This is a genomic window from Acidovorax sp. SDU_ACID1 (assembly GCF_045291395.1).
GTDB lineage: Bacteria > Pseudomonadota > Gammaproteobacteria > Burkholderiales > Burkholderiaceae_C > MR-S7.
Map to the genome: position 1 here is coordinate 126,371 of NZ_CP152342.1, position 21,884 is coordinate 148,254.

At 70.4% G+C, this 21,884-nt stretch carries 17 protein-coding genes, 3 pseudogenes and 1 riboswitch; of the genes and pseudogenes, 10 read left to right on the top strand and 10 right to left on the bottom strand.

Annotated features, from left to right (window positions below; genetic code table 11):
* Positions 1–3 precede the first annotated feature (3 nt).
* From ftsZ to thiC, 4 genes are all read left to right on the top strand, one after another.
* Complete coding sequence (ftsZ, locus tag AAG689_RS00565) at positions 4–1,227, top strand: cell division protein FtsZ (RefSeq protein ID WP_406624339.1); 1,224 nt, start codon at positions 4–6, stop codon at positions 1,225–1,227.
* Positions 1,228–1,354: 127 nt separating this feature from the next.
* Positions 1,355–2,278 carry a UDP-3-O-acyl-N-acetylglucosamine deacetylase gene (lpxC, locus tag AAG689_RS00570; RefSeq protein WP_406624340.1) on the top strand — a complete coding sequence of 308 codons (924 nt, stop codon included), beginning with the start codon at positions 1,355–1,357 and terminating at the stop codon, positions 2,276–2,278.
* A gap of 15 nt (positions 2,279–2,293) precedes the next feature.
* Positions 2,294–2,470, top strand: coding sequence for a hypothetical protein (locus AAG689_RS00575; RefSeq protein WP_406624341.1), 177 nt, complete (start codon positions 2,294–2,296; stop codon positions 2,468–2,470).
* Positions 2,471–2,474: 4 nt separating this feature from the next.
* Positions 2,475–2,635: riboswitch (TPP riboswitch) on the top strand.
* Positions 2,636–2,715: 80 nt separating this feature from the next.
* Positions 2,716–4,560 (top strand): phosphomethylpyrimidine synthase ThiC, encoded by a 1,845-nt coding sequence (gene thiC, locus AAG689_RS00580; RefSeq protein ID WP_406624342.1) that lies wholly within the window; start codon positions 2,716–2,718, stop codon positions 4,558–4,560.
* 6 nt (positions 4,561–4,566) lie between these two features.
* Here the strand turns inward: thiC and AAG689_RS00585 are convergent, their stop codons facing one another.
* From AAG689_RS00585 to AAG689_RS00605, 5 genes are all read right to left on the bottom strand, one after another.
* A complete protein-coding gene (locus tag AAG689_RS00585; protein ID WP_406624343.1) occupies positions 4,567–6,186 on the bottom strand; it encodes a methyl-accepting chemotaxis protein in 1,620 nt (539 codons plus the stop codon).
* Positions 6,187–6,354: 168 nt separating this feature from the next.
* Positions 6,355–7,650 carry a TRAP transporter large permease gene (locus AAG689_RS00590; protein WP_406624344.1) on the bottom strand — a complete coding sequence of 432 codons (1,296 nt, stop codon included), beginning with the start codon at positions 7,648–7,650 and terminating at the stop codon, positions 6,355–6,357.
* On the bottom strand, positions 7,643–8,149 hold the full coding sequence (locus tag AAG689_RS00595; RefSeq protein WP_406624345.1) for a TRAP transporter small permease: 507 nt from the start codon (positions 8,147–8,149) through the stop codon (positions 7,643–7,645). The genes AAG689_RS00590 and AAG689_RS00595 overlap by 8 nt, the downstream gene beginning before the upstream one ends.
* Positions 8,150–8,167: 18 nt before the next feature.
* Positions 8,168–9,151 (bottom strand): TRAP transporter substrate-binding protein, encoded by a 984-nt coding sequence (locus tag AAG689_RS00600; RefSeq protein WP_406624346.1) that lies wholly within the window; start codon positions 9,149–9,151, stop codon positions 8,168–8,170.
* Between the two features lie 245 nt (positions 9,152–9,396).
* Positions 9,397–10,068 carry a GntR family transcriptional regulator gene (locus AAG689_RS00605; RefSeq protein ID WP_020230890.1) on the bottom strand — a complete coding sequence of 224 codons (672 nt, stop codon included), beginning with the start codon at positions 10,066–10,068 and terminating at the stop codon, positions 9,397–9,399.
* Positions 10,069–10,147: 79 nt separating this feature from the next.
* On the opposite strand from AAG689_RS00605, the gene AAG689_RS00610 reads away from it, so the two are divergent.
* The 6 genes and pseudogenes from AAG689_RS00610 to AAG689_RS00635 all read left to right on the top strand — a co-directional run bounded on the left by AAG689_RS00610 (position 10,148) and on the right by AAG689_RS00635 (position 16,641).
* On the top strand, positions 10,148–10,900 hold the full coding sequence (locus AAG689_RS00610; RefSeq protein ID WP_406624347.1) for a LamB/YcsF family protein: 753 nt from the start codon (positions 10,148–10,150) through the stop codon (positions 10,898–10,900).
* A gap of 73 nt (positions 10,901–10,973) precedes the next feature.
* Positions 10,974–11,435, top strand: a pseudogene (locus AAG689_RS00615) (allophanate hydrolase subunit 1); the annotation flags it as partial.
* A 232-nt stretch (positions 11,436–11,667) separates the two neighbouring features.
* On the top strand, positions 11,668–12,534 hold the full coding sequence (locus AAG689_RS00620; RefSeq protein ID WP_406624348.1) for a biotin-dependent carboxyltransferase family protein: 867 nt from the start codon (positions 11,668–11,670) through the stop codon (positions 12,532–12,534).
* Positions 12,534–14,257: pseudogene (locus AAG689_RS00625) on the top strand (acetyl/propionyl/methylcrotonyl-CoA carboxylase subunit alpha). The gene AAG689_RS00620 and the pseudogene AAG689_RS00625 overlap by 1 nt, the downstream one beginning before the upstream one ends.
* A 153-nt stretch (positions 14,258–14,410) precedes the next feature.
* Positions 14,411–16,042, top strand: coding sequence for a methyl-accepting chemotaxis protein (locus tag AAG689_RS00630; protein ID WP_406624349.1), 1,632 nt, complete (start codon positions 14,411–14,413; stop codon positions 16,040–16,042).
* Positions 16,043–16,164: 122 nt separating this feature from the next.
* Positions 16,165–16,641 (top strand): RcnB family protein, encoded by a 477-nt coding sequence (locus tag AAG689_RS00635; protein ID WP_406624350.1) that lies wholly within the window; start codon positions 16,165–16,167, stop codon positions 16,639–16,641.
* Here AAG689_RS00635 and ruvC read toward each other — a convergent pair.
* From ruvC to AAG689_RS00660, 5 genes and pseudogenes are all read right to left on the bottom strand, one after another.
* Positions 16,635–17,183: a crossover junction endodeoxyribonuclease RuvC gene (ruvC, locus tag AAG689_RS00640; protein WP_034691916.1), complete on the bottom strand. Its 549-nt coding sequence runs from the start codon at positions 17,181–17,183 to the stop codon at positions 16,635–16,637. The genes AAG689_RS00635 and ruvC overlap by 7 nt on opposite strands.
* A 162-nt stretch (positions 17,184–17,345) precedes the next feature.
* The gene (gene mtgA, locus AAG689_RS00645; RefSeq protein ID WP_406624351.1) at positions 17,346–18,053 is read right to left on the bottom strand and encodes a monofunctional biosynthetic peptidoglycan transglycosylase; all 708 of its coding nucleotides are present in this window, start codon (positions 18,051–18,053) and stop codon (positions 17,346–17,348) included.
* Positions 18,050–18,853 carry a shikimate dehydrogenase gene (gene aroE / locus AAG689_RS00650; RefSeq protein ID WP_406626255.1) on the bottom strand — a complete coding sequence of 268 codons (804 nt, stop codon included), beginning with the start codon at positions 18,851–18,853 and terminating at the stop codon, positions 18,050–18,052. Before aroE ends, mtgA begins: the two co-directional genes overlap by 4 nt.
* 22 nt (positions 18,854–18,875) lie before the next feature.
* A complete protein-coding gene (locus AAG689_RS00655) occupies positions 18,876–19,730 on the bottom strand; it encodes an energy transducer TonB (RefSeq protein WP_406624352.1) in 855 nt (284 codons plus the stop codon).
* A 94-nt stretch (positions 19,731–19,824) separates the two neighbouring features.
* Positions 19,825–21,884: pseudogene (locus AAG689_RS00660) on the bottom strand (ribonuclease catalytic domain-containing protein).

Consider the following 21,884-nt stretch of genomic DNA (forward strand, 5'->3'; position numbering starts at 1 on the left):
AACATGACCATCGAAATGATCGAGTCCGAAGAGTTCAACCAGGGCACGCAGATCAAGGTGATCGGTGTCGGCGGCGGCGGCGGCAATGCGGTCGCGCACATGATCGCGCGCAGCGTGCAGGGCGTGGAATTCGTCTGCGCCAACACCGATTCCCAGGCGCTCGCACGCAGCCCGGCGCACCGCACCATCCAGCTGGGCAGCAACGGCCTTGGCGCCGGCAGCAAGCCCGACAAGGGCCGCGAAGCCGCAGAGGCCGCGCAGGAAGACATCCGCCAAGCCATCGCCGGCGCGCACATGCTGTTCATCACGGCCGGCATGGGCGGCGGCACGGGCACGGGCGCTGCGCCCGTGATCGCGCGCGTGGCCAAGGAGATGGGCATCCTCACCGTGGGCGTGGTCACCAAGCCCTTCGACTGGGAGGGCGGCCGCCGCATGAAGAACGCCGACGAGGGCCTGACCGAGCTGGAGGCCAACGTCGACTCGCTGATCGTCGTGCTCAACGAGAAGCTGCTCGAGGTGCTGGGCGACGACATCACCCAGGACGAAGCCTTCGCGCACGCCAACGACGTGCTCAAGAACGCCGTGGGCGGCATCGCCGAGATCATCAACGAATACGGCCAGGTGAACGTCGACTTCGAGGACGTGCGCACCGTCATGGGCGAGCCCGGCAAGGCCATGATGGGCACGGCCACGGCCAGCGGTCCTGACCGTGCGCGCATCGCCGCCGAGCAGGCCATCGCATGCCCGCTGCTGGAGGGCATCGACCTGTCGGGCGCCAAGGGCGTGCTGGTACTGGTCACGGCCAGCAAGGGCAGCCTGAAGCTGTCCGAGTCGCGCCTCGCGATGAACACCATCAACGCCTACGCCTCGCCCGATGCGCACGTCATCTTCGGCGCCGCCTACGACGACACGCTGGGCGACGAGATCCGCGTGACCGTCGTGGCCACCGGCCTGTCGCGCGCCAACGCCCGCCGCCAGCCCATGCAGGTGGTGCAGGGCAGCCTGCGCACCGGCACCGACAACGTGGCCTACCAGATGCCCATGGCCGGCGCCGCCGTGGCCGGCGGCGTGCTGGGCGGCACGGCCCAGGCCGACTACGGCAACATGGCCGTGCCCAGCGTGTGGCGCACCAACCGCACCCAGGCCGCGGCGCGCGTGGACGCGCTGTCCTCGGGCGGCATGGACGACCTGGAGATCCCGGCCTTCCTGCGCAAGCAGGCCGACTGAGCCTTTGCGGCCTTGCACGAACCGGCCGCGCCTTCCGGGGCGCGGCCGGTTTTTTTGTCTGTGCGGCTATCGCGCCGATAGCGGGATTTCCCGTGCCCCACAAGGGTGCGCCCGGTAAAATCGCCGGATGCTCCAGCAACGCACCATCAAGACCCTGACCCGCGCCGTCGGCGTAGGCCTGCACAGCGGCCAGCGGGTCGAGTTGACGTTGCGCCCGGCTCAAGCAGACACGGGCATCGTGTTCCGCCGCGTCGACCTGCCCGAGCCGGTGGACATCCCCATCACCGCGACGGCCGTGGTCGATACGCGCATGGCCTCGACCATCGGCGCGGGCGGCGCCAAGGTGCATACGGTGGAGCACCTCATGTCCGCCTGCGCGGGCCTGGGGCTGGACAACCTCTACATCGACATCACGGCCGAGGAAGTGCCCATCCTCGACGGCTCCTCGGCCTCGTTCGTGTTCCTGCTGCAAAGCGCGGGCGTGGAACTGCAGAACGCGCCCAAGCGCTTCATCCGCGTCAAGCGTCCCGTCGAGGTGCGCGAGGGCGAGGGCAACAACCTCAAGTGGGCGCGGCTCGACCCGTACCACGGCTTCAAGCTGCGCTTCGAGATCGACTTCGCCCACCCGGCCGTCGATTCCACGGGGCAGAGCGTGGAGTTCGATCTGGGCAGCGGCAACTACACGCGCGACATCGCGCGCGCGCGCACCTTCGGCTTCACCAAGGACGTGGAGATGCTGCGCTCCAACGGCCTCGCGCTCGGCGGCGGGCTGGACAACGCCATCGTCATGGACGACTACAAGGTGCTCAACAGCGACGGCCTGCGCTACGACGCCGAATTCGCCCGGCACAAGATCCTCGACGCGATGGGCGACCTGTACCTCGTGGGGAAGCCGCTGCTGGCCGCCTACAGCGCCTTCCGCTCGGGCCACGCGATGAACAACCTGCTGCTGCGTGAACTGCTCGCGCACGAGGATGCGTGGGAGATCGTCACGTTCCAGAACGAGCGCCACGCCCCCGCGGGCTTCGCGCAGCCCGCGCGGGCCTGGTGACGGAGTGCCCGCGCGATGCTGATCTTCCGCTGGGCCGTGATGCTGCTGCTGCTCGCGGCGGCCGTCTCCTTCGCCTTCTTCGCTGCCACGGGCCAGCAGCGCTACAAGCGCTTCGGCCTGGTCATCGTCAAGTGGACGATCATCGCGGCCTTCATGTTCTTCGCGGTGCTGGTCCTGGAGCGTTTGGCGTAAACTGCGCCTCGCTCCGGGGTGCACGTAGGAGTCTGTTCAAGTTTTTTAGCGATCTCTAGAAAACCTTGAACAGGCTCCTGGGCGTGCTGAGACGGCGGACCTGACCGCCGGAACCGCGAACTTGATCTGGTTAGTACCAGCGTAAGAAGAGCTGCAGTGGGAATCCGTGCGTGTGCCATGGCACGCGCGCGGGCCATCCCGCCGATTTGCGGAGCATTCCATCCACCTTCACCGGAGTGCCCGCCATGAACGCCCCCGACAAGTTCGCCCAACTGCTCGCCCTTACGCGCGAGCCCTTTCCCGCATCCACCAAGTCGTACATCGACGGCAGCGCGCCGGGCCTGCGCGTGCCCGTGCGCGACATCGCGCTCACCAACGGCGAGGTGGTGAGCGTGTACGACACCTCGGGCCCCTACACCGATCCCTCCGTGCAGATCGACGTGCGCCAGGGCCTGGCCAGCGTGCGCGGCGCCTGGATCGCCGCACGCGGCGACACCGAGAGCTACGAGGGCCGGGTGCGCCAGGCGCTCGATGATGGTCAGAAGGGCGAGGACGGCGAACGCCTCGCGCACCTGCGCGCCGAGGCGGCCGCGCTGCAGCGCCGGCCGCTGCGCGCCAAGAGCGGAGCCAACGTCACGCAGATGCACTACGCGAAGAAGGGTATCGTCACGCCGGAGATGGAATACGTGGCCCTGCGCGAGAACGGCCGCCGCGAGTGGATGCAGCAGTACATGCAGGACGTGGCGCGCGAGCAGCGCCTAGCCGGCAACCCCCTGGGCGCGAGCATCCCGAAGTTCATCACGCCCGAGTTCGTGCGCGACGAGGTGGCGCGCGGCCGCGCCATCATCCCCGCCAACATCAACCACCCCGAGGTGGAGCCGATGGCCATCGGGCGCAACTTCAAGGTGAAGATCAACGCCAACATCGGCAACTCCGCCGTCACCTCCAGCATCGAGGAAGAGGTGGAGAAAATGGTCTGGGCCATCCGCTGGGGCGCGGACAACGTGATGGATCTCTCCACCGGCAAGAACATCCACACCACGCGTGACTGGATCGTGCGCAACGCGCCCGTGCCCATCGGCACCGTGCCGATCTACCAGGCGCTGGAGAAGGTGGGCGGCATCGCCGAAGACCTGACCTGGGAGATCTTCCGCGACACGCTGATCGAGCAGGCCGAGCAGGGCGTGGACTACTTCACCATCCACGCGGGCGTGCGCCTCGCGTTCATCCACCTCACGGCGCAGCGCCGCACTGGCATCGTCTCGCGCGGCGGCTCCATCATGGCGAAATGGTGCATGGCGCACCACTGCGAGAGCTTCATCTACGAGCACTTCGAGGACATCTGCGACATCATGAAGCAGTACGACGTGTCCTTCAGCCTCGGCGACGGCCTGCGCCCCGGCTGCGCGAGCGACGCGAACGACGAGGCGCAGTTCGCCGAACTGCGCACGCTGGGCGAACTCACGCAGACCGCCTGGAAGCACGACGTGCAGACCATGATCGAAGGCCCGGGCCACGTGCCCATGCACATGATCCAGGCCAACATGACCGAGCAGCTCAAGCACTGCCACGAGGCGCCGTTCTACACCCTGGGCCCGCTGACCATCGACATCGCGCCCGGCTACGATCACATCGCCAGCGCCATCGGCGCCGCCATGATCGGCTGGATGGGCACGGCCATGCTCTGCTACGTGACCCCCAAGGAGCACCTGGGCCTGCCCGACCGCGACGACGTGAAGCAGGGCATCATCGCCTACAAGATCGCCGCGCACGCGGCCGACGTCGCCAAGGGCCACCCGGGCGCCCGTGCGCGCGACGACGCTTTGAGCCAGGCGCGCTTCGACTTCCGCTGGCAGGACCAGTTCAACCTGGGCCTGGACCCGGAAACCGCGCGCGAATTCCACGACGAGACGCTGCCCAAGGACTCCGCCAAGGTGGCGCATTTCTGCTCGATGTGCGGCCCCAAGTTCTGCTCGATGAAGATCACGCAGGAGGTGCGCGAGTTCGCGCAGCAGGGGCTGCAGGAGAAGGCGGCGGAATTCAACCGCACGGGCGGCGCGCTGTACGTGCCGATCCAGCCCGTGGCCTGACGGCGTTCAGGCGCCGGGCAGCAGGGCGAGCCGCGGCGGCTCGCCCGCCCGCGGCGCTGGCAGCACGAAGCGGCTGATCAGCGCGCTCAGCTCGCGCGCCTGGGTGTGCAGGCCCTCGGCCGCGGCGGCCGATTCCTCCACCAGCGCGGCGTTCTGCTGCGTCATCCGGTCCAGGCCCGAGACGGCCTGGTGGATGGCGGCGATGTCGCGGTCCTGCGCCTGGGCATGGGCGGTGATCTCGCCCATGGTCTGCGCGGCATGCCCGACCGCCGCGACGATGCGCTGCATGGTGGCGCCGGCCTGGCCCACGAGGTGGCTGCCCGCCTCCACCTGCTGCACCGATGCGCCGATCAGCGCCTTGATCTCCCGGGCGGCCTGGGCCGAGCGGTTGGCCAGGCTGCGCACCTCCTGCGCCACCACGGCGAAGCCCCGACCCTGCTCGCCAGCGCGCGCGGCCTCCACGGCGGCGTTGAGCGCCAGGATGTTGGTCTGGAACGCGATGGAGTCGATCACGCCCGTGATGTGGGCGATCTTGCGCGAGCTGGCCGTGATCTGGCCCATGGTGCCCACCACCTGCGCGACCACGCCGCCGCCCTCGCGCGCCACCCCCGCAGCCTCGGCCGCGAGGGCCTCGGCGCGGCGCGCCGCGTCGGTGGATTCGTGCACCTTGCGCGTCACGTGCTCCAGCGCCGCGGCCGTCTGCTGCAGGCTCGCGGCCGCCTCCTCGGTGCGGCTGGAGAGGTGGGCGCTGCCGCCCGCGATCTCGTGCGAGGCGCCGCTGATGTTCTGCGCGGCGGACTGCACCTGCCGCGCGACGGTGCGCAGCGCGTCCTGCATCACGGCCAGCGAGGCCAGCATGCGGCCCGTCTCGTCGCGCGCATGGCCTGCGATTTCCTGGCGCAGGTCCAGGCCCGCCACGCGGTCGGCCGTGGCGCTGGCCAGTGCGATGGGACGGGTGATGCTGCGCACGAGCCACAGCGCCAGCAGAGTGCCCAGCACGAGCGAGAGCGCGCCGAAGGCGATCTGGGCGATGCGCGCCAGCGCGCTGAGCCGGGCGACCTCGGCGGCGGCGGCATCGATCGCCGCGCGCTGCGCCTGCGTGAGCGCCTGCAGCGCGTCGAGCAGGCCCGCGGCGGCGGGCACGAAGCGCTCGGCATAGGTCTTGCGGATGCGCTCGGTCAGGCCCGCGTCGCGTGCCGCGACGAGTTCGGTGCGCGCCTTCAGGAAGTCCTGGCCGGCCGCCTGGATGCGCGCGAGCCGCTCGGCGTCCTCGGCGGCATCGAGCCGCTGCGTGAGCTGGGCGACGAGCGCGTCGTACTGCGCCTGGGTGCGCGCGATGTCGGCGCCCAGGATCTCGCCCACCTCGGGCTCCGAGCTCAGGGCCACGGCCTTGTCGCGCTCGGCGTTGATGGACTGCAGCCGGAAGGCGTCGGCCACGAGGCGCTCCGTGCCTACGCTGCGTTCCACCATCGCCTGGGTGGCGGCGTGGATGCGCACGAGGGAGCGCACGCCGATGGCCGAGCCCGCGAGGCCGAGGGCGAGCACGGCCAGGAAGACGGTGACGAGGCGCCGGCCCAGGGCGCTGGAGGCGGAAGAGGGGCGGGGTGCGGATGCTGGTGCAGTCATGGGCGGGTCGATCAGGACCCGCCCACTATGCGGTGCGGTTGTGACAATTTGTTTTAAGCGCACGCCGCATCCGGATTTGCGGTGTGCTCCGCTGCTCCTGAAAGAGGAGCTGCCAGCGCTTGTTGGGTAAGCGCTGGCGGCCAAAAAGGCTTGAAGCGCTCTCCCAGGCTACATCTTTTCCGGCAGCATCGTGGCGATGCCGGGGAAGAACCACAGGATGACCAGCGCCAGCACCATCAGCAGGAAGTAGGGTGCGCAGACCCGGGCGATGTAGGTGATCTGCTTGCCCGTCATGCCCTGCAGCACGAACAGGTTGAAGCCCACGGGCGGGGTGATCTGCGCCGTCTCCACCGTGATGACGAGGAAGATGCCGAACCACAGCGGGTCGATGCCCGCGGCCTGGATGATGGGCAGCACCACGCTCATGGTGAGCACGATGGTGGAGATGCCGTCCAGGAAGCAGCCGATCAGGATGTAGAAGATGCCCAGCACGATGATGAGCATGGCGGGCGAGAGGCCCAGGCCGCCCACGAACTCGGCGAGCTGGCGCGGCAGGCCGATGTAGCCCATCGACAGCGTCATGAACGCCGCGCCCGAGAGGATCAGCCCGATCATGCAGTAGAGCCGCGTGGCGCCGAAGAGCGACGCCTTGAAGCTCTCCCAGGTGAGCGACTTCTGCGCGGCCGAGAGCACCAGCGCGCCGGCCACGCCGATGCCCGCGGCCTCGGTGGCCGTGGCGATGCCGGTGTAGATGCTGGCGATCACGCTGCCGATGAGCACCACCACGGGGATCAGGTGGCGGGCCTCGTAGACCTTCTCGCGGAAGGTGAGCTGGCCGTCGGCGCGCGGCACCTTCTCGGGGTTGAGCAGCGCCCAGACCATGATCCAGCCGCTGAACAGCACGGCCAGCATCAGGCCCGGCAGCACGCCGGCCATGAACAGCTTGGAGATCGACAGCTCGGCCGACACGCCGTAGACGATCAGGATGATCGACGGCGGGATCAGGAGGCCCAGCGTGGCCGGTCCGCCCAGCGAGCCGATGGTCTGCGCCTCGGGATAGCCGCGCTTTTGCAGCTCGGGCAGGTTCATCTTGCCCACGGTGGCGCAGGTGGCCGCCGACGAGCCCGACACCGCCGCGAAGATGGTGCAGCCGATGACGTTGGTGTGCAGCAGCCGCCCCGGCAGCGCGTTGACCCAGGGCGCGAGGCCCCGGAACATGCTCTCCGACAGGTTGGTGCGGTAGAGGATCTCGCCCATCCAAACGAAGAGCGGCAGCGCCGTGAGCGTCCACGAGCTGGCCGATCCCCAGATGGTCATGGCCATGGCGTCGCCCGCCGCACGGGCGGTGAAGAACTCCATGCCGAACCAGGCCACGCCCGCGAGCGTGAGGCCCACCCACACGCCGCCGCCCAGGAGGGCCAGCAGCACCACGATCAGCGCGATGCTGGCGGTGATTTCATTCATGGTGTGCGTCCTCGATGTCGCGGGGCTTGCGCTGGCCCCGCAGTTCCAGCACCAGTTCGTCGCAGAAGGCGATGAAGAACACCAGCGTGCCCAGCGCCATGAAGATCTGCGGGATCCACAGCGGCGTGGCGTCGATGCCGACGGAGATGTCGTCGATCTCCCACGACTGCCACACCAGCCGCGCCGAGTAGAACGCGAGGAAGCCTGACAGCAGCGTGGCGATGACGAGGCACGCCACCTCTAGCGCCTTGTGCGCGCCGCCCTTGAGCGCGCCCAGCAGCAGCGTCACGCGGATGTGCTCGCCCGCCTTGAGCGTGCTGGCCAGCGCCATGAAGCCCGCGCCCGCCATGGCGTAGCCCGCGTAGGCATCGCTGCCCGGCGCGTGGAAGCCGAACAGGCGGCTCACGATGGTGAGCAGCACCATCGCCAGCACGCCGATCATGGAAAGCCCCGCCACCCAGGCGCTGGCGGAGTACAGGCCGTCGAGCCATCTGCGCATCGTGCGTCCCCGGTGGGTTTACTTGGCGGCCTTGTAGGCGTCCAGCACGGCCTTGCCGTCGGCGCCGGCCTTCTCGGTCCATTCCTTGATGACCACGTCGCCCACCTTGGCGAGGTCGGCCTTGAGCTGCGCGGAGGGCTCCTCCACGCTCATGCCGCCGGCCTTGAGCGTGGCGATGGAGCGCGCATCCACCTCGCGCGATTCCTTCCAGCCGCGCTCCTCGGCGGCGGCGGCGGCCTTCAGCACGGCCTCCTGCTCGGCCTTGGGCAGCGCGTTGAAGGCCTTCTTGCTCACCGTCACGGCATTCTTGGGGATCCAGGCCTGCACGTTGTAGTAGTGCTTGAGGTGCTCGAACAGCTTGTTGTCGGCGCCCGTGGCGCTGGAGGTGATCAGGCCCTCGACCACGCCGGTGGCCAGCGCCTGCGACAGTTCGGCTTCCTGGATGGTGGCGGGCTGCGCGCCCACCAGCTCGCCGATGCGCGCCGTGGTGGGCGAATACACGCGCCACTTCATGCCCTTGAGGTCGGCGGCGGACTGGATCGGCTTCTTGGTATAGATGCCCTGGGGCGGCCAGGCCACGGAATACAGCAGCACCTGACCCTGCTTGTCGAGCAGCTTCTGCAGCGCAGGCTTTTGCGCCTGGTAGAGCTTGAACGCTTCGTCGTAGCTGCCGACCAGGAAGGGCAGGCCATCGACGCCGAAGATCTGCGATTCGTTCTGGAAGCTGACCAGGAAGAACTCGCCCATCTGCGCGTTGCCGGTCTGCACGGCGCGCTTAATCTCGGGCATCTTGAACAGCGATGCGCCGAAGTGCGGCGTGATCTTGAGCTTGCCCTGGGTGGCGGCGTCCACGTCCTTGACGAACTGCTCGTTGTTCTTGGAGTGGAAGTTGAAGGCCGGGTAGGCCGTGGCGAAGTCCCACTTGGTCTGGGCGAGCGCGCTGCCTGCAAAGCCGACGGTGGCGGCCAGGGCGGCGGTGGCGCAAAGGATTCGACGCTTCATGGATGGCTCCTTCAAGGGTAGGGGTTCAGGGGAATGCCTGTGCAAGGACGGTTGTGTCCAAGGCAATTCGCGTGCCAAACGTACCACCTTGTGGGTGGGGAGTCATCAGGGATTTCAACGATACGCCCTGCTCGTTGATGTTGTAGTGTTGAATTGTCGGAAACTTGATTAGAGATTGTTCAACCAAATTTGGTGCATTGCCTGGGCATCTGCACCGCATTGGTGACGGCATGCACCTTGGCACATCACGGAACCTGTCTGGCGTAGACCGCCAGCACCATGCGCTCGGACTGCACGAGGTAGGCCTCCAGTTCGCGAGCGGCGGCGGCGGTCTGCCCGTCCACGAACATCTGCAGCAGCCGGGCGTTGTAGTCCACGTAGGGCGCGTGCAGGTATTCGGGATCGTCCAGCATGCCGAAGGCCAGGCGCAGCTCGGCGGCGATGTCCTCGAACATGGCCGAAAGGCGCGCGCTGTCGCTCAGGGCGACGATGGCGGCGTGGAAGGCCATGTTGGCCGAGCCCACGCGCTGCCAGTCGCGCGCCTCCAGGGCGACGGTGGCGTCCTCCACGGCCTGGCGCATGCGCTTGTGGGCCGGGTGCAGGGGCCAGGCCTTCTCCAGCGCCTGGCACTCGATGAGGCGGCGCACGCGGTAGATGTCGATGATGTCGGCGATCGAGGGCACCACCACCGACACGCCTCGGTTGGGCTCGTGCAGCAGCAGCCCTTCCTTGATGAGGGTGCGGAACACCTCGCGCAGCGTGTTGCGCGAAATGTCGAGCTGTTGGGCGAGCTGGGCCTCCGACAGCCGCTGGCCGGCGCGCAGCTGGCCGTTGATGAGCTGCTGGCGGATGGTGTCTGCCACGGTGTCGGTCAGGCTCGCGGGCTCGGAGCGGTTGGTGAAATGCCGGGACTGCATGGAATGCCTTTTGCTGGGAAATTTGCCACTGCCTGTTGAACAATCAACGGGCCCCATTTGACAAAACGAGGATACAACGATGGACATCAACAGCGACCTGGGTGAAAGCTATGGTGCATGGCGCATGGGCGACGACGCCGCCATGCTCGACGTGGTGACCAGCGCCAACGTGGCCTGCGGCTTCCACGCGGGCGACCCCGCGGGCATCCTGCAGACCGTGCGGGGCGCCGCCGCGCGCGGCGTGGCCGTGGGTGCGCACGTGTCGTACCCCGACCTGGTGGGGTTCGGCCGCCGCAACATGGACCCCACCAGCACCGAGCTGGTGGCCGACGTGGTCTACCAGATCGGCGCGCTGCAGGGCCTGGCCCAGGCGGCGGGCACGCGCGTGCGCTACGTCAAGCCGCACGGCGCGCTCTACAACACCATCGCCCACGACGAGCGCCAGGGCAACGACGTGATCACCGCCATGCTGGAGATCGACCCCGGCCTCACGCTGCTGGCGCTGGCGGGCTCGCCGCTCATCGAGCGCGCCCGCGCGCGCGGCCTGCGCGTGGTGGCCGAGGCGTTCGCCGACCGCGCCTACAACGACGATGGCTCGCTCTACTCGCGCCGCCTGCCCGGCGCGGTGCTGCACGACCCCGACGAGGTAGCCGAGCGCATGCTGCGCATGGTGCAGACGGGCGAGTTGGTGAGCGTCACCGGCAAGACCATCCGCATGGAGGCCGGCTCCATCTGCCTGCACGGCGACAGCCCCGGCGCGGTGGCGATGGCGCGCCGCGTGCGCGAGCGGTTGGCGCAGGCGGGCGTGGAGCTGCGCGCCTTCGTGGACTGACCCCATGCACATGCGCTTCATCTCCGCCAGCGACGCGGCGCTGCTCGTCGAGCTGGAAAGCCTCGCCGCCGCCATGGCGCTGCACCGCGCGCTGCTGGCGCGGCCCGTCGCGGGCGTGCAGGAGCTGGTGCCCGCGGCACGCACGCTGCTCGTGCACTACCGGCCCGCCGCCATCGCGCTGCCCGCGTTGATCGAGGCGCTGCGCGAGCGCGGCGCAGCGGCGGACGTTCATGAAACCGGCGCGCAGCCGGGCCGCACCGTCGAAATCCCCGTGTGCTACGACGGCGAAGACCTGCCCGAGCTGGCCGAGCTGCTCGGCCTCGACGTGCGCGAGGTCATCGCCCGCCACACCGGCCAGCCCTGGCAGGCCGCGTTCGCGGGCTTCGCGCCGGGCTTCGTCTACATGGCGGGCGGGCACGCGAGCTTTCGCAACGTGCCGCGCCGCCAATCGCCGCGCACCAGGGTGCCCGCGGGCGCCGTGGCGCTGGCGGGGGACTTCAGCGCCGTCTATCCCAGCGCCAGCCCCGGCGGCTGGCAGCTGATCGGCGTGACCGGCGTGCCCATGTGGGACATGCGCCGCGCCGAGCCTGCCTACGTGCAGCCGGGTTTCCAGGTGCAGTTCCGCGACGCAGGCCAGGCTGCGCTGCACGTCAGCCTGCCGCCCTTGAGAAAGTCAGAGCCAAAAACGCCTCCAGCGCTTTCTGGGCAAGCGCTGCCAGCTATTGAAATCGTAGCGACAGGCCTGCAGGCGCTGGTGCAGGACGCTGGTGCAGGACGCGGGCCGTGCCGGCATGGCGGGCCTGGGCCTGTCGCCCTCCGGCGCGCTGGATGCCGCCGCCATGCGCGAGGCCAACCGCCTCGTCGGCAACCCCGTGCATGCGCCCGTGCTGGAGAACGTGCTGGGCGGCCTGCAGCTGCGCTGCCACGGGCAGGCCACCGTGGCCGTCACCGGGGCCGATGCGCCGCTCACGCTGCGCGCCGCCGATGGCCGCGCGTGGCCAGTCTCCAGCCACCAGGGCGTGGCGCTGGACGAAGGCGACGTGCTCATCGTCGGCGCGCCCGCGGCGGGCGTGCGCTGCTACGTCGCCGTGCGCGGCGGCTGGCAGGTGGAGCCCGTGCTGGGCAGCTGCGCCACCGACACGCTCGCGCAGGTCGGCCCGCCTGCGCTGCAGGCCGGCCAGCGCCTGCGCGTAGGCGGCCAGCCCTTGGAGGCGGCACAGGCTGCGGGCGATGCCCGCCCCGCGCTGCCGCGGCCCGGCGACGTGGTCACGCTCGACGTGGTGCTCGGCCCGCGCACCGACTGGTTCACGCCCGAGGCACTGCAAACCTTCGCCGAGCAAGAATGGCGCGTCACGCCCCAGTCCAACCGCGTCGGCATGCGCCTGGAGGGCGCGCAGCCACTCGTGCGCAGCCGCGCGGGCGAGTTGCCCAGCGAAGGCACGGTGACCGGCGCCATCCAGGTGCCCATCAACGGCCAGCCCGTGCTGTTCCTGGCCGACCATCCCCTGACCGGCGGCTATCCCGTCATCGGCGCCGTCGCCAGCCACCACCTGGGCCTGGCCGCGCAAATCCCCGTGGGCTGCCGCGTGCGGTTCAACGTCATCGCTCCGTTCTTCGAGCAGGTCACACCATGATTACCAAAGTCCTGATTGCCAATAGAGGCGAGATTGCTGTTCGGGTGGCCCGCGCCTGCCGCGACTACGGCGTGCGCTCCGTTGCCGTCTATGCCGACCCCGATACCGACGCGCTGCATGTGCGCGCCGCCGACGAGGCCTATGCGCTGCAGGGCATGCGCCCGGCAGACACCTACCTCGACATCGCCAAGCTCCTCGACGTGGCCCGGCGCAGCGGCGCCGACGCGGTACACCCCGGCTACGGCTTCCTGTCGGAGCGCGCCGAGTTCGCGCGCGCCGTGATCGCGGCGGGTCTGGCCTGGATCGGCCCGCGTCCCGAGACCATCGAGGCCCTGGGCGACAAGGTGGCCGCGCGCCGCATCGCGGCCCAGGTGGGCGCGCCGCTCGTGGCGGGCACGCCCGGCCCCGTCTCCAGCGCCGCCGAGGTGCTGGCCTTCGCCGAGCGGCACGGCCTGCCGATCGCCATCAAGGCCGCGCACGGCGGCGGCGGGCGCGGGCTGAAGGTGGCCTGGCGCATGGAGGAGGTGGCCGAGCTGTATGAATCCGCCGTGCGCGAGGCCACGGCCGCTTTCGGGCGCGGGGAATGCTTCCTGGAGCAGTTCCTCGACCGGCCGCGCCACATCGAGGCGCAGATCCTCGCCGACCAGCACGGCCGCGTGGCCGTGGTCGGCACGCGCGACTGCTCGCTGCAGCGGCGCAACCAGAAGCTGGTCGAGGAGGCGCCCGCGCCCTTCCTCACCGACGCCCAGCGCGAGCACATCCACCGCGCCGCGCGCGACATCTGCGCCGCGGCGGGCTACGTGAGCGCGGGCACGGTGGAGTTCCTGCTGGGCCAGGGCGGGCAGATCTCGTTCCTCGAAGTCAACACCCGCCTGCAGGTGGAACACCCCGTGACCGAGGAAACGGCGGGCGTGGACCTTGTGGTGGAGCAACTGCGCATCGCCGACGGCCATCCGCTTTCCTTCACCGAGGCGCCGCCCCGCGCGGCCACAGCATCGAATTCCGCATCAACGCCGAAGACCCCGGGCGCGGCTACCTGCCCACGCCCGGGCGCATCACGCGGTTCGACGCGCCCGGCGGCCCCGGCGTGCGCGTGGACACGGGCGTGGCTGCGGGCAGCACCGTGCCCGGCAGCTTCGATTCGCTGATGGCCAAGCTCGTCGTCACCGGTGCCACGCGCCAGCAGGCCCTGGCCCGCGCACGGCGCGCGCTGCGGGAGTTCGAGATCGAAGGCGTGGCCAGCGTGCTGCCTTTCCACCGCGCCGTGGTGGAAGATGCCGCCTTCACCGGCGAGCAGGGCTTCGCCGTGCACACCCGCTGGATCGAGACCGAGATGGCCGCGCGTTTCGACGCCGCCGCGCGGCCCGAGGCCGAGAGCGCGGCACCGTTACTGCGCACCTTCGTGGAGATCGACGGCAAGCGCGTGCGCCTGGGCTTGCCCGCGGGGCTCGCGCTGCCGCAGTCCGCTGGTGCTTCTGCGCCAACGCCCGCCGCCGCGCCGGCCAGCGCACCCGGCGACGTTCCGGCTCCGCTCACCGGCAGCCTCGTCGCCTGGCACAGGCAGACCGGCGACACGGTGGAGGCCGGCGAGGTGATCGGCGTGATGGAAGCCATGAAGATGGAAACCGCCCTGCACGCGCCGCAGGCGGGCACGCTGCAGTGCCTGGCAGCGGCGGGCGAGGCGCTGGCTGCGGGGCAGGTGGTGGCGCGCGTCACCCCGTAGGCGCGGGGATGCCCGGCGCCAGCCGGTGAATACCCTCTGTCAGGACCGATTCTTGCAACATAAAGTTGCAAAATTGTCCGCCCACAAGGCGGAGCTTTGTGGCACGCGGCGGGTGCCGTCCTGTCCGGACCGTGTTCAGCCAAAAGGAACGACATGACCACCCTGGGGCGCCTCTCCATCCGTGCACGCCTGTATTTCGCCACCGTCTTCTCCCTGGTCCTGCTGGCCGTCGTCGGCGCGATGGGCTACACCGCGCTCGACCGTACGCGCGGCATCCTGCAGGAGCTGTTCGCGCAGCGCGTGCAGACCCTCACCGACATGACCAACCTGCGCACCAGCCTGGGGCACCTGCGCCGCGCGGAGAAGGACATCATCATCAACTTCAACAACGCCGTGGAGGTGGAGGCGCTGCGCGAGGGCTGGGGCCGCCAGCTCGCGGCGCTGCGCAAGGACCTCGCGCAGGTGCGCGCGGTGCAGGCGGGCGAGGCCGATTTCACGGCCGCCATCGACCAGTCGCTGGGGGAGATCCGGCAGTACGAGAGCGGCCTGGTGCCGATCTTCGAGCAGATCGAGCGCGCCCAGCTCGACGGCGCGGGCGCGGGCGCCTACGCCGAGCGCCTCAAGGGCCACATGGAGGCCACCGATGCGCTGTTCGCCAGCCTCGCCACGCACGCGCGCGACCGCATGGACGAGGCGCGCGCCGCGCTGGACGCGCGCACGGCCACCATGGCGGTGCTGATCGCGGGCGCCGTGGTGCTCGGCCTGGCCGTGCTGGTGCCGCTCACGCTGTTCAGCGTGCGCTCCATCACCCAGTCGCTGGCGCAGGCGCGCGAACTGGCCGAGCGCATCGCGGGCGGCGACCTCTCGCACGAGGTGCGCGCGCGCCAGGACGACGAGATCGGCAGCCTCATCAACGCCATGGGCCGCATGCAAGACGCCCTGCGCGCCCTCGTGGGCCAGGTGCAGCAGGCGGCGGGCAGCATCTCCACCGCCAGCGCCGAGATCGCCACCGGCAACCAGGACCTGAGCCAGCGCACCGAGCAGACGGCCGCCAGCCTGCAGCAGACCGCCTCGTCCATGGAAATGCTCACCGGCACGGTGCAGCAGAGCGCCGAATCGTCGCGGCAGGCCAGCGGCTTCGCGGCGTCGGCCGCCGAGGTGGCGGTGCGCGGCGGCGCCGTGGTGGCGCAGGTGGTGGACACCATGGGCGAGATTTCCGACAGCTCGCGGCGCATCGGCGACATCACAGGCGTGATCGACTCCATCGCGTTCCAGACCAACATCCTGGCGCTCAACGCCGCGGTGGAGGCCGCGCGCGCCGGCGAGCAGGGCCGGGGCTTCGCCGTGGTGGCCAGCGAGGTGCGCAGCCTGGCGCAGCGCTCGGCCGAGGCGGCCAAGGAGATCAAGGAGCTCATCGGCGCGTCGGCCCAGCGCGTGGAGGGCGGCGCGCGCCTCGTGGCCCAGGCCGGCGAGACCATGACCGAGATCGTGGGCAGCGTGCGCAAGGTTTCGGACATCGTGGCCGAGATCACCGCCGCGGCGGCGGAGCAGGCCGGCAGCATCGGCCAGGTGGGCGAGTCCGTGAACGACCTGGACCGCATGACCCAGCAGAACGCCGCGCTGGTGGAACAGTCTGCGGCGGCCTCGCAGTCGCTGCGCGAGCAGGCGGAGCAACTGGCGCGGGCCGTCCGCCGCTTCAAGCTCGGCGGCGCCGCCACGGCCGTGCCGGCCCCTGCCGCGGCCCTGGAGCTGTCCGCCGTTCCGCTGGCGGTGGCTGCCGCGTAACGGATGCAAAGCGCAGGTAATCCACCGGCAAATCTTGGGTAAAAGCGCTGCCCGGGCGTGCCGCGCGGGCACTGGCGGGTGCACCATGGAGACGTGTTCACTGCCCAGGAAGGAGGCACGACATGCCCGCCATCACGACCACTCCCGCAACCCCTCGCGCTGCCGCAGGCGTGCGGCGGCGCCCCGCCGCGGCCTGGGGCGCCGCCTGCATGGCGCTGCTGATGGGGCTGTCCGCCGTCGGCGCGCAGGCCCAGCCGCGAGACCACCGCCAGGATCCGCGGCATGACCAGCGCTACGACCAGCGCCACCGTCCCAGCCACATGCAGCCCCGCCCGCCCCGGCCGCCGCAGATGCGCCCCCGCCCCGGCCCGCCGCCGCATGCGCAGGGCCCCTGGCGCGGCGCGGGTCCGGACCGCCGCTGGCACCGGGGCGACCGCCTGCCGCCCGCATACCGCACCCGCCACTACGTGGTGAACGACTGGCGCGTGCACCACCTGCGCCCGCCGCCGCGCGGCTACCACTGGGTGCAGTACGGCTCGGACTACCTGCTGGTGGCCATCGCCACGGGGGTGATCGCGCAGCTCATCCTGAGTCAGTAACTGCGCCCGCCCTTGTACATCGCGTGCTGGCGCCGAGACAGCGGCGCCACCTGCGCGATGCGGGCCATCGCCGCGCCCGCGTGCGCATGCGTGACGGCCAGGCCCAGCGCGTCGGCCGCATCGGTGCCGGGCAGGCCCGGCAGCTGCAGCAGGCGGCGCACCATCTCCTGCACCTGGGCCTTGGCCGCGCGGCCGTGGCCCACCACGGCCTTCTTCATCTGCAGGGCCGTGTATTCGGCCACGGGCAGGTTGGCGTTCACCAGCGCCGTCAGCGCGGCGCCGCGCGCCTGGCCCAGCAGCAGGGTGGACTGCGGGTTGACGTTCACGAACACGATCTCCACCGCCGCCGCGTCGGGCTGGTAGCGCGCCGCGACCTCGCTGATGCCGTCGAACAGCACCTTGAGCCGCCCGGGCAGGTCGCCCAGCGCCAATCCCGTGGTGCGGATGGTGCCGCTGGCGACGTAGCTCAGGCGGTGGCCGTCGACGTCCACCACGCCGAAGCCGGTGGTCTGCAGGCCGGGGTCGATGCCGAGGATTCTCATTTCAGTGATCCACGACGCTACGCGCTGCCGGTGGCGCACGAAATCGGCGCGGCCCATGTGCGGGCAGCCGCGCAGGGCCGCCCCGCCGCGCTGGCTGCGTCCCCCTCCGGTAGCGCGTAGCGCTACGAGAGGGGGAAGGCGCGAAGCGACTCAGGGGGTGTTTCATGGAAGTTCCGCCCGTCCCATGCGGGCCAGGATGGTGCGCGTGCGTCCTGCGAGGTAGGCCGAGCCCGGCGCTTTCTCGAAGCGCTTGGGCGCGGGCAGCATCACCGCCAGGCGCGCGGCCTCGCTCGCGCTGAGCTGGCTGGCGCTCTTGCCGTAGTAGCGGCGCGCGGCGGCTTCGGCGCCGAACACGCCCGCGCCCCATTCCACGTTGTTCAGGTAGATCTCCAGGATGCGCTGCTTGGGCAGCAGTTGCTCCAGGGCCAGCGTGAGCACGAATTCCTGCCCCTTGCGCACGAAGGTGCGCTCGCCCGACAGCAGCAGGTTCTTGGCGAGCTGCTGGGTGATGGTGGAGCCGCCGCGGATCCTCGGCGCGCGGGCGTTGGCCCTGGCGGTGGCCTGCTCCTCGGCCTTGGCGTTGCGCTCCCAGGCGCGTTCGATCGCGTTCCAGTCCACGCCGTCGTGGTTGACGAAGCCGTCGTCCTCCGAGGCGATCACGGCGCGCTTGAGATGGTCGGAGATGCGCCCGTAGGGCACCCACTCCTGGCGCCAGCGCAGATCGTGGCGCAGCGCCCAGGCTTCGGAGCGCTGGAAGGCCGTGGACTGCGGGTCGATCACCGCCATGGCGGCGATGCGCAGCACGAAGAACAGTTGCAGCGCGGCAAGGGCGAGCAGCACGAGGCCGAGCCAGCGCAGCAGGGGCTTCATGCGCTGCGCAGCTCGGCCAGCACCTGGGCCGAGGGCGGGCGCACGCCGCGCCAGATCAGGAAGGCCTCGGCCGCCTGCTCGACGAGCATGCCCAGGCCGTCGCGCGGCGTGGCGCCATGGGCGCGGGCCCAGGCCAGGAAGCCCGCGGCCGCGGGGCCGTACATCATGTCGTAGGCCAGGCTGCCGGGGCGCAGCACGTGCGCGGGCACGGGCACGGCGTCGCCCGCGAGGCTGCTGGTGGTGGCGTTGATGATGAGGTCGAAATCACGCTCCAGCGCTTGTGGGACAAGCGCGAGCAGCTCTGTTTTGTGTAGCGCCGCCAGCGCCGCGTGGCTGGCGGTGAGCGCCTCGGCCTTGGCCAGCGTGCGGTTGGCCACGGTGACGTGGCGCGCGCCGGCGGCGATCAGCGGCCCCAGCACGCCGGCCGCCGCGCCGCCCGCGCCCACCAGCAGCACGTCGCGCCCGGCGAGGGCGAAGCCCGCGTTACGCTCGATGTCGGCGACCAGGCCCAGGCCGTCGGTGTTGTCGGCGTGGATGGCGCCGCCCTCGAAGACCAGCGTGTTGGCCGCGCCGGCGAACTGCACCCGCTCGCTGCGCGTGGTGGCGCACTGCGCGGCCTCCAGCTTGAAGGGCACGGTGACGTTGCAGCCGCGCCCGCCCTGCGCCGCGAAGTCGCGCAGGGCCTGGGGAAAGCCGTCCAGCGGCACCAGGCGGGCCTCGTAGCGCAGCGGCGCGCCCGTGAGTTCGGCGAAGCGCGCATGGATGCGCGGCGAGCGGCTGTGGGCGATGGGGTGGCCCATCACGCAGTAGAGGTCGGTGGGGTCAGCGGACACTGGTTTCGAGGGTCTGGTCACGGGTGAACTTGAAGCGCGAGACCACGGCGATCTGGTCGGCCTGGGCGCGCATGGCGGGGCCGAAGTGGCCGAACGGGCCGGCCCCGCGGGCGATGGCCTCGGCGCGGCGGTCCAGCAGGCGGTTGCCCGAGCCCTGCACGACTTCGGTTTCCAGCACGCGGCCGTCGTGGTTCACGGTGACGATCATGATGAGCTCGCCGTAGAGCTTCTTGCCCGCCTGCTCGGGGAAGTTCTGCGTGCCCTTGTCCTCGATCTTGCGGCGCAGGGCGTCGTAGTAGACCGCGTCCACGCGCTCCATGGTGGCGGGGCTGACGTAGCGCTTGCGCGGGCGGGCGTTTTCCTCGTTGATGCGCTTCTCGATCTCGGCCAGCAGTTTCTGGAGCTGGCGGCGCTTCTCGTCCTGGTCCTGCCGCTCGGCGCTCTGGCTGGGCTGGCGCAAGTCGGGCACGGGCAGCGTGGCGATCTGCTGGCGCACCTGGGCCAGCAGTTGGCTCTGCTGCTCGAGCATGCTGTCCATCTTGCGCTGCGCGTCCTCCAGGTCGTCGCCGATGGCGGTGAGGGCGGAGTAGGGCAGGGGGCTGGTGGCGCGCCCCTGCTCGGCGGCGCCACCGCCTGCGAACGACGCCTGGGCGATGGCCTGGGCCTTGTCGGGGCGCTCGGTGGACTGGGCATTGACCAGGATCACCTCCAGCGGCGTGTCCTGGAAGACGCGGTTGAAGCCCTCCGGGTCGACGAAGCGCACGGTGAGCAGCGCCGCGTGCACGGCGATGGAGACGCCCAGGGCGATCTGCAGCGTGGAGAAGCGGCGCAGGAAATTTTTCATCGACGGGCCGCCCCTAGATGAAAAAGCGGCCCTCCCAGGGGGCGCCCGGCGTAGGGGCAGCGACCCGCGTAGCGGCGGAGCGTGGGGGTCATGTTCACGGGGCCGGATTATCGGGCTCGTTCATATCGACGGCGATGGCGATGGGGCCGGCCACGGCATCGTCCTCGCCGCCGTCCTCCTCGTCCACCGGGCCGTCGTCGGACGGGTCCTGCGGATCGTCCAGGCGGGCCACCAGGGTGCCGCTCACGTCCAGCGCGATCTCGTCGATCTCGCCCAGCCGCACGCGCACGCGCGCGCCGCGCGGCAATTGCTGCGCGCCCAGCACGGGCAGCACCAGCGGCAGGGTGTCGGCGCGCACCAGGAAGCCGCCGTTCACGCCTTCCTTGATGACGGTGGCCTCCAGCTCGGTGATCTGGTTCTGCTGCAGGTACTTGAGCGTCCAGAAGCGCTCCATGCCGGCCTGGTAGCCGTTGTAGGCGCCATAGGCCGCGTCGAAGCCGCTGATGATGGAGAACAGCTCCGCGTCCTTGGGCTTGAACGGCGCGGCCAGCGCCGCGGTCTTGCCGTGGCGCGCGCAGGCGATGATCTGCCACTGGTTCACCAGGTCCACGTAGCGGCGCAGCGGCGAGGTGGCCCAGGCGTAGCTCTTCACGCCGATGCCCGCGTGCGGCAGTGCCTTGGTGCCCATGCGCACCTTCACGCCGGGCGCCAGGCTGGCCTGGCTGCGGTAGATGCCGGGCACGCCGTGCTCGGCCAGCATCTGGCCCCAGGCGCTGTTGGCGACGATGGCGGCCTCGGCCACGATCAGGTCCAGCGGCGCGCCGCGCTTGCGCGTGCCGATCTGCACCATCTCGCTGCCGTCGGGCTCGCCCTCGTGGCCCTGCAGGCGGAAGGTGTAGTCGGGCCGGTTGAAGTTCTCGGGCTTGCCGCGCACCGCTTCGCGTCCGATCTTGAGCTGGCGCGCCAGGCGGTGCAAAAGGAGAGCTGTTCGCGCTTGTCCAGCAAGGGCTGGGGCGTGTTTTCATGCTCAAAGGCGGGGTCGGCCAGCCAGGCTTCGGTGACGATGTGGTCGAGTTGGTCGTGGCGGAAGTTGACCACCACCGGCACGCGCTCCAGGCGCGTCTCGGTGGCGGTGATGGCCAGCGTGGCCTCGTCCACCGTGGCGTAGAGCGACACGGCGGGGTTGGCCCGGCCCGCGTCCAGCGTGTAGATCTGCACCACGTCGTCGGGAAGCATGGTGATCTTGTGGCCCGGCATGTAGACGGTGGACAGGCGCGTGCGGCCGAGTTGGTCCAGCGGCGAGCCGGGCACGATGGCCAGGCCCGGCGCGGCGATGTGGATGCCCACCGTCACCGTGCCCGTGCCCAGGCCCTGCACGGACAGGGCGTCGTCGATCTCCGTGGTGCTGGAATCGTCGATGGAGAACGCATCCACCGGCGCCAGCGGCAGGTCCGCGGGCGGCTGCGGCGCGGCGATGGCGGGAAAGCCCGTGCCCTTGGGGAAATGGTCGAACAGGAAGCGCTTCCAGTGGAACTGGTAGGGCGAATCGATCGCGCCGGCCGCCTGCAGCAGCGCCAGCGGGGCCTTCTGCGCGGCGCGGCTGGCCTCCACCACGGCCTTGTACTCGGGGGCGTTCTTGTCGGGCCTGAAGAGGATCTTGTAGAGTTGCTCGCGCACGGGCTGCGGGCAGGTGCCGGCGGCCAGCTCGCGCGCCCAGGCCTCGATCTGCGCCTGGATCTGCTGCTTCTTCTCGATGGCCGCCAGCGCCTGCTGCAGGATGTCGGCCGGCGCCTTCCTGAAGCGCCCCTTGCCCGCGCGGCGGAAGTAGTGCGGCGCCTCGAAAAGGGCGATCAGCATCGCGGCCTGCTCGGTCACGGGCGCGGATGCGGAGAAATAATCGCGCGCCAGATCGGCGAAGCCGAACTCCTCCTCGGGTGCGAACTCCCAGGCCAGCGGCAGCTCGATGGTGGCGGCCAGCGTGCGCGCGCCGGCCAGCAGCTCGGCCGGCGCGGGCTTGTCGAATTTCAACAGGATGTGGGCGGCCTTGACCTTGACGCGCTTGCCCGAGTCCAGCTCGATCTGCGCCGAGCTTTCGGCCTCGGAAAGGATGCGGCCGGCCTGGAACTTGCCGGCGTCTTCAAACAGTGCATGCAT

What these genes read in the sequence shown, in the direction of transcription:
- ftsZ (WP_406624339.1), top strand. Translation starts at nt 4, where the DNA reads ATGACCATCGAAATGATCGAGTCCGAAGAGTTCAACCAGGGCACGCAG.
- lpxC (WP_406624340.1), top strand. Translation starts at nt 1,355, where the DNA reads ATGCTCCAGCAACGCACCATCAAGACCCTGACCCGCGCCGTCGGCGTA.
- AAG689_RS00575 (WP_406624341.1), top strand. Translation starts at nt 2,294, where the DNA reads ATGCTGATCTTCCGCTGGGCCGTGATGCTGCTGCTGCTCGCGGCGGCC.
- thiC (WP_406624342.1), top strand. Translation starts at nt 2,716, where the DNA reads ATGAACGCCCCCGACAAGTTCGCCCAACTGCTCGCCCTTACGCGCGAG.
- AAG689_RS00585 (WP_406624343.1), bottom strand. Translation starts at nt 6,186, where the DNA reads ATGACTGCACCAGCATCCGCACCCCGCCCCTCTTCCGCCTCCAGCGCC.
- AAG689_RS00590 (WP_406624344.1), bottom strand. Translation starts at nt 7,650, where the DNA reads ATGAATGAAATCACCGCCAGCATCGCGCTGATCGTGGTGCTGCTGGCC.
- AAG689_RS00595 (WP_406624345.1), bottom strand. Translation starts at nt 8,149, where the DNA reads ATGCGCAGATGGCTCGACGGCCTGTACTCCGCCAGCGCCTGGGTGGCG.
- AAG689_RS00600 (WP_406624346.1), bottom strand. Translation starts at nt 9,151, where the DNA reads ATGAAGCGTCGAATCCTTTGCGCCACCGCCGCCCTGGCCGCCACCGTC.
- AAG689_RS00605 (WP_020230890.1), bottom strand. Translation starts at nt 10,068, where the DNA reads ATGCAGTCCCGGCATTTCACCAACCGCTCCGAGCCCGCGAGCCTGACC.
- AAG689_RS00610 (WP_406624347.1), top strand. Translation starts at nt 10,148, where the DNA reads ATGGACATCAACAGCGACCTGGGTGAAAGCTATGGTGCATGGCGCATG.
- AAG689_RS00630 (WP_406624349.1), top strand. Translation starts at nt 14,411, where the DNA reads ATGACCACCCTGGGGCGCCTCTCCATCCGTGCACGCCTGTATTTCGCC.
- AAG689_RS00635 (WP_406624350.1), top strand. Translation starts at nt 16,165, where the DNA reads ATGCCCGCCATCACGACCACTCCCGCAACCCCTCGCGCTGCCGCAGGC.
- ruvC (WP_034691916.1), bottom strand. Translation starts at nt 17,183, where the DNA reads ATGAGAATCCTCGGCATCGACCCCGGCCTGCAGACCACCGGCTTCGGC.
- mtgA (WP_406624351.1), bottom strand. Translation starts at nt 18,053, where the DNA reads ATGAAGCCCCTGCTGCGCTGGCTCGGCCTCGTGCTGCTCGCCCTTGCC.
- aroE (WP_406626255.1), bottom strand. Translation starts at nt 18,853, where the DNA reads ATGGGCCACCCCATCGCCCACAGCCGCTCGCCGCGCATCCATGCGCGC.
- AAG689_RS00655 (WP_406624352.1), bottom strand. Translation starts at nt 19,730, where the DNA reads ATGAAAAATTTCCTGCGCCGCTTCTCCACGCTGCAGATCGCCCTGGGC.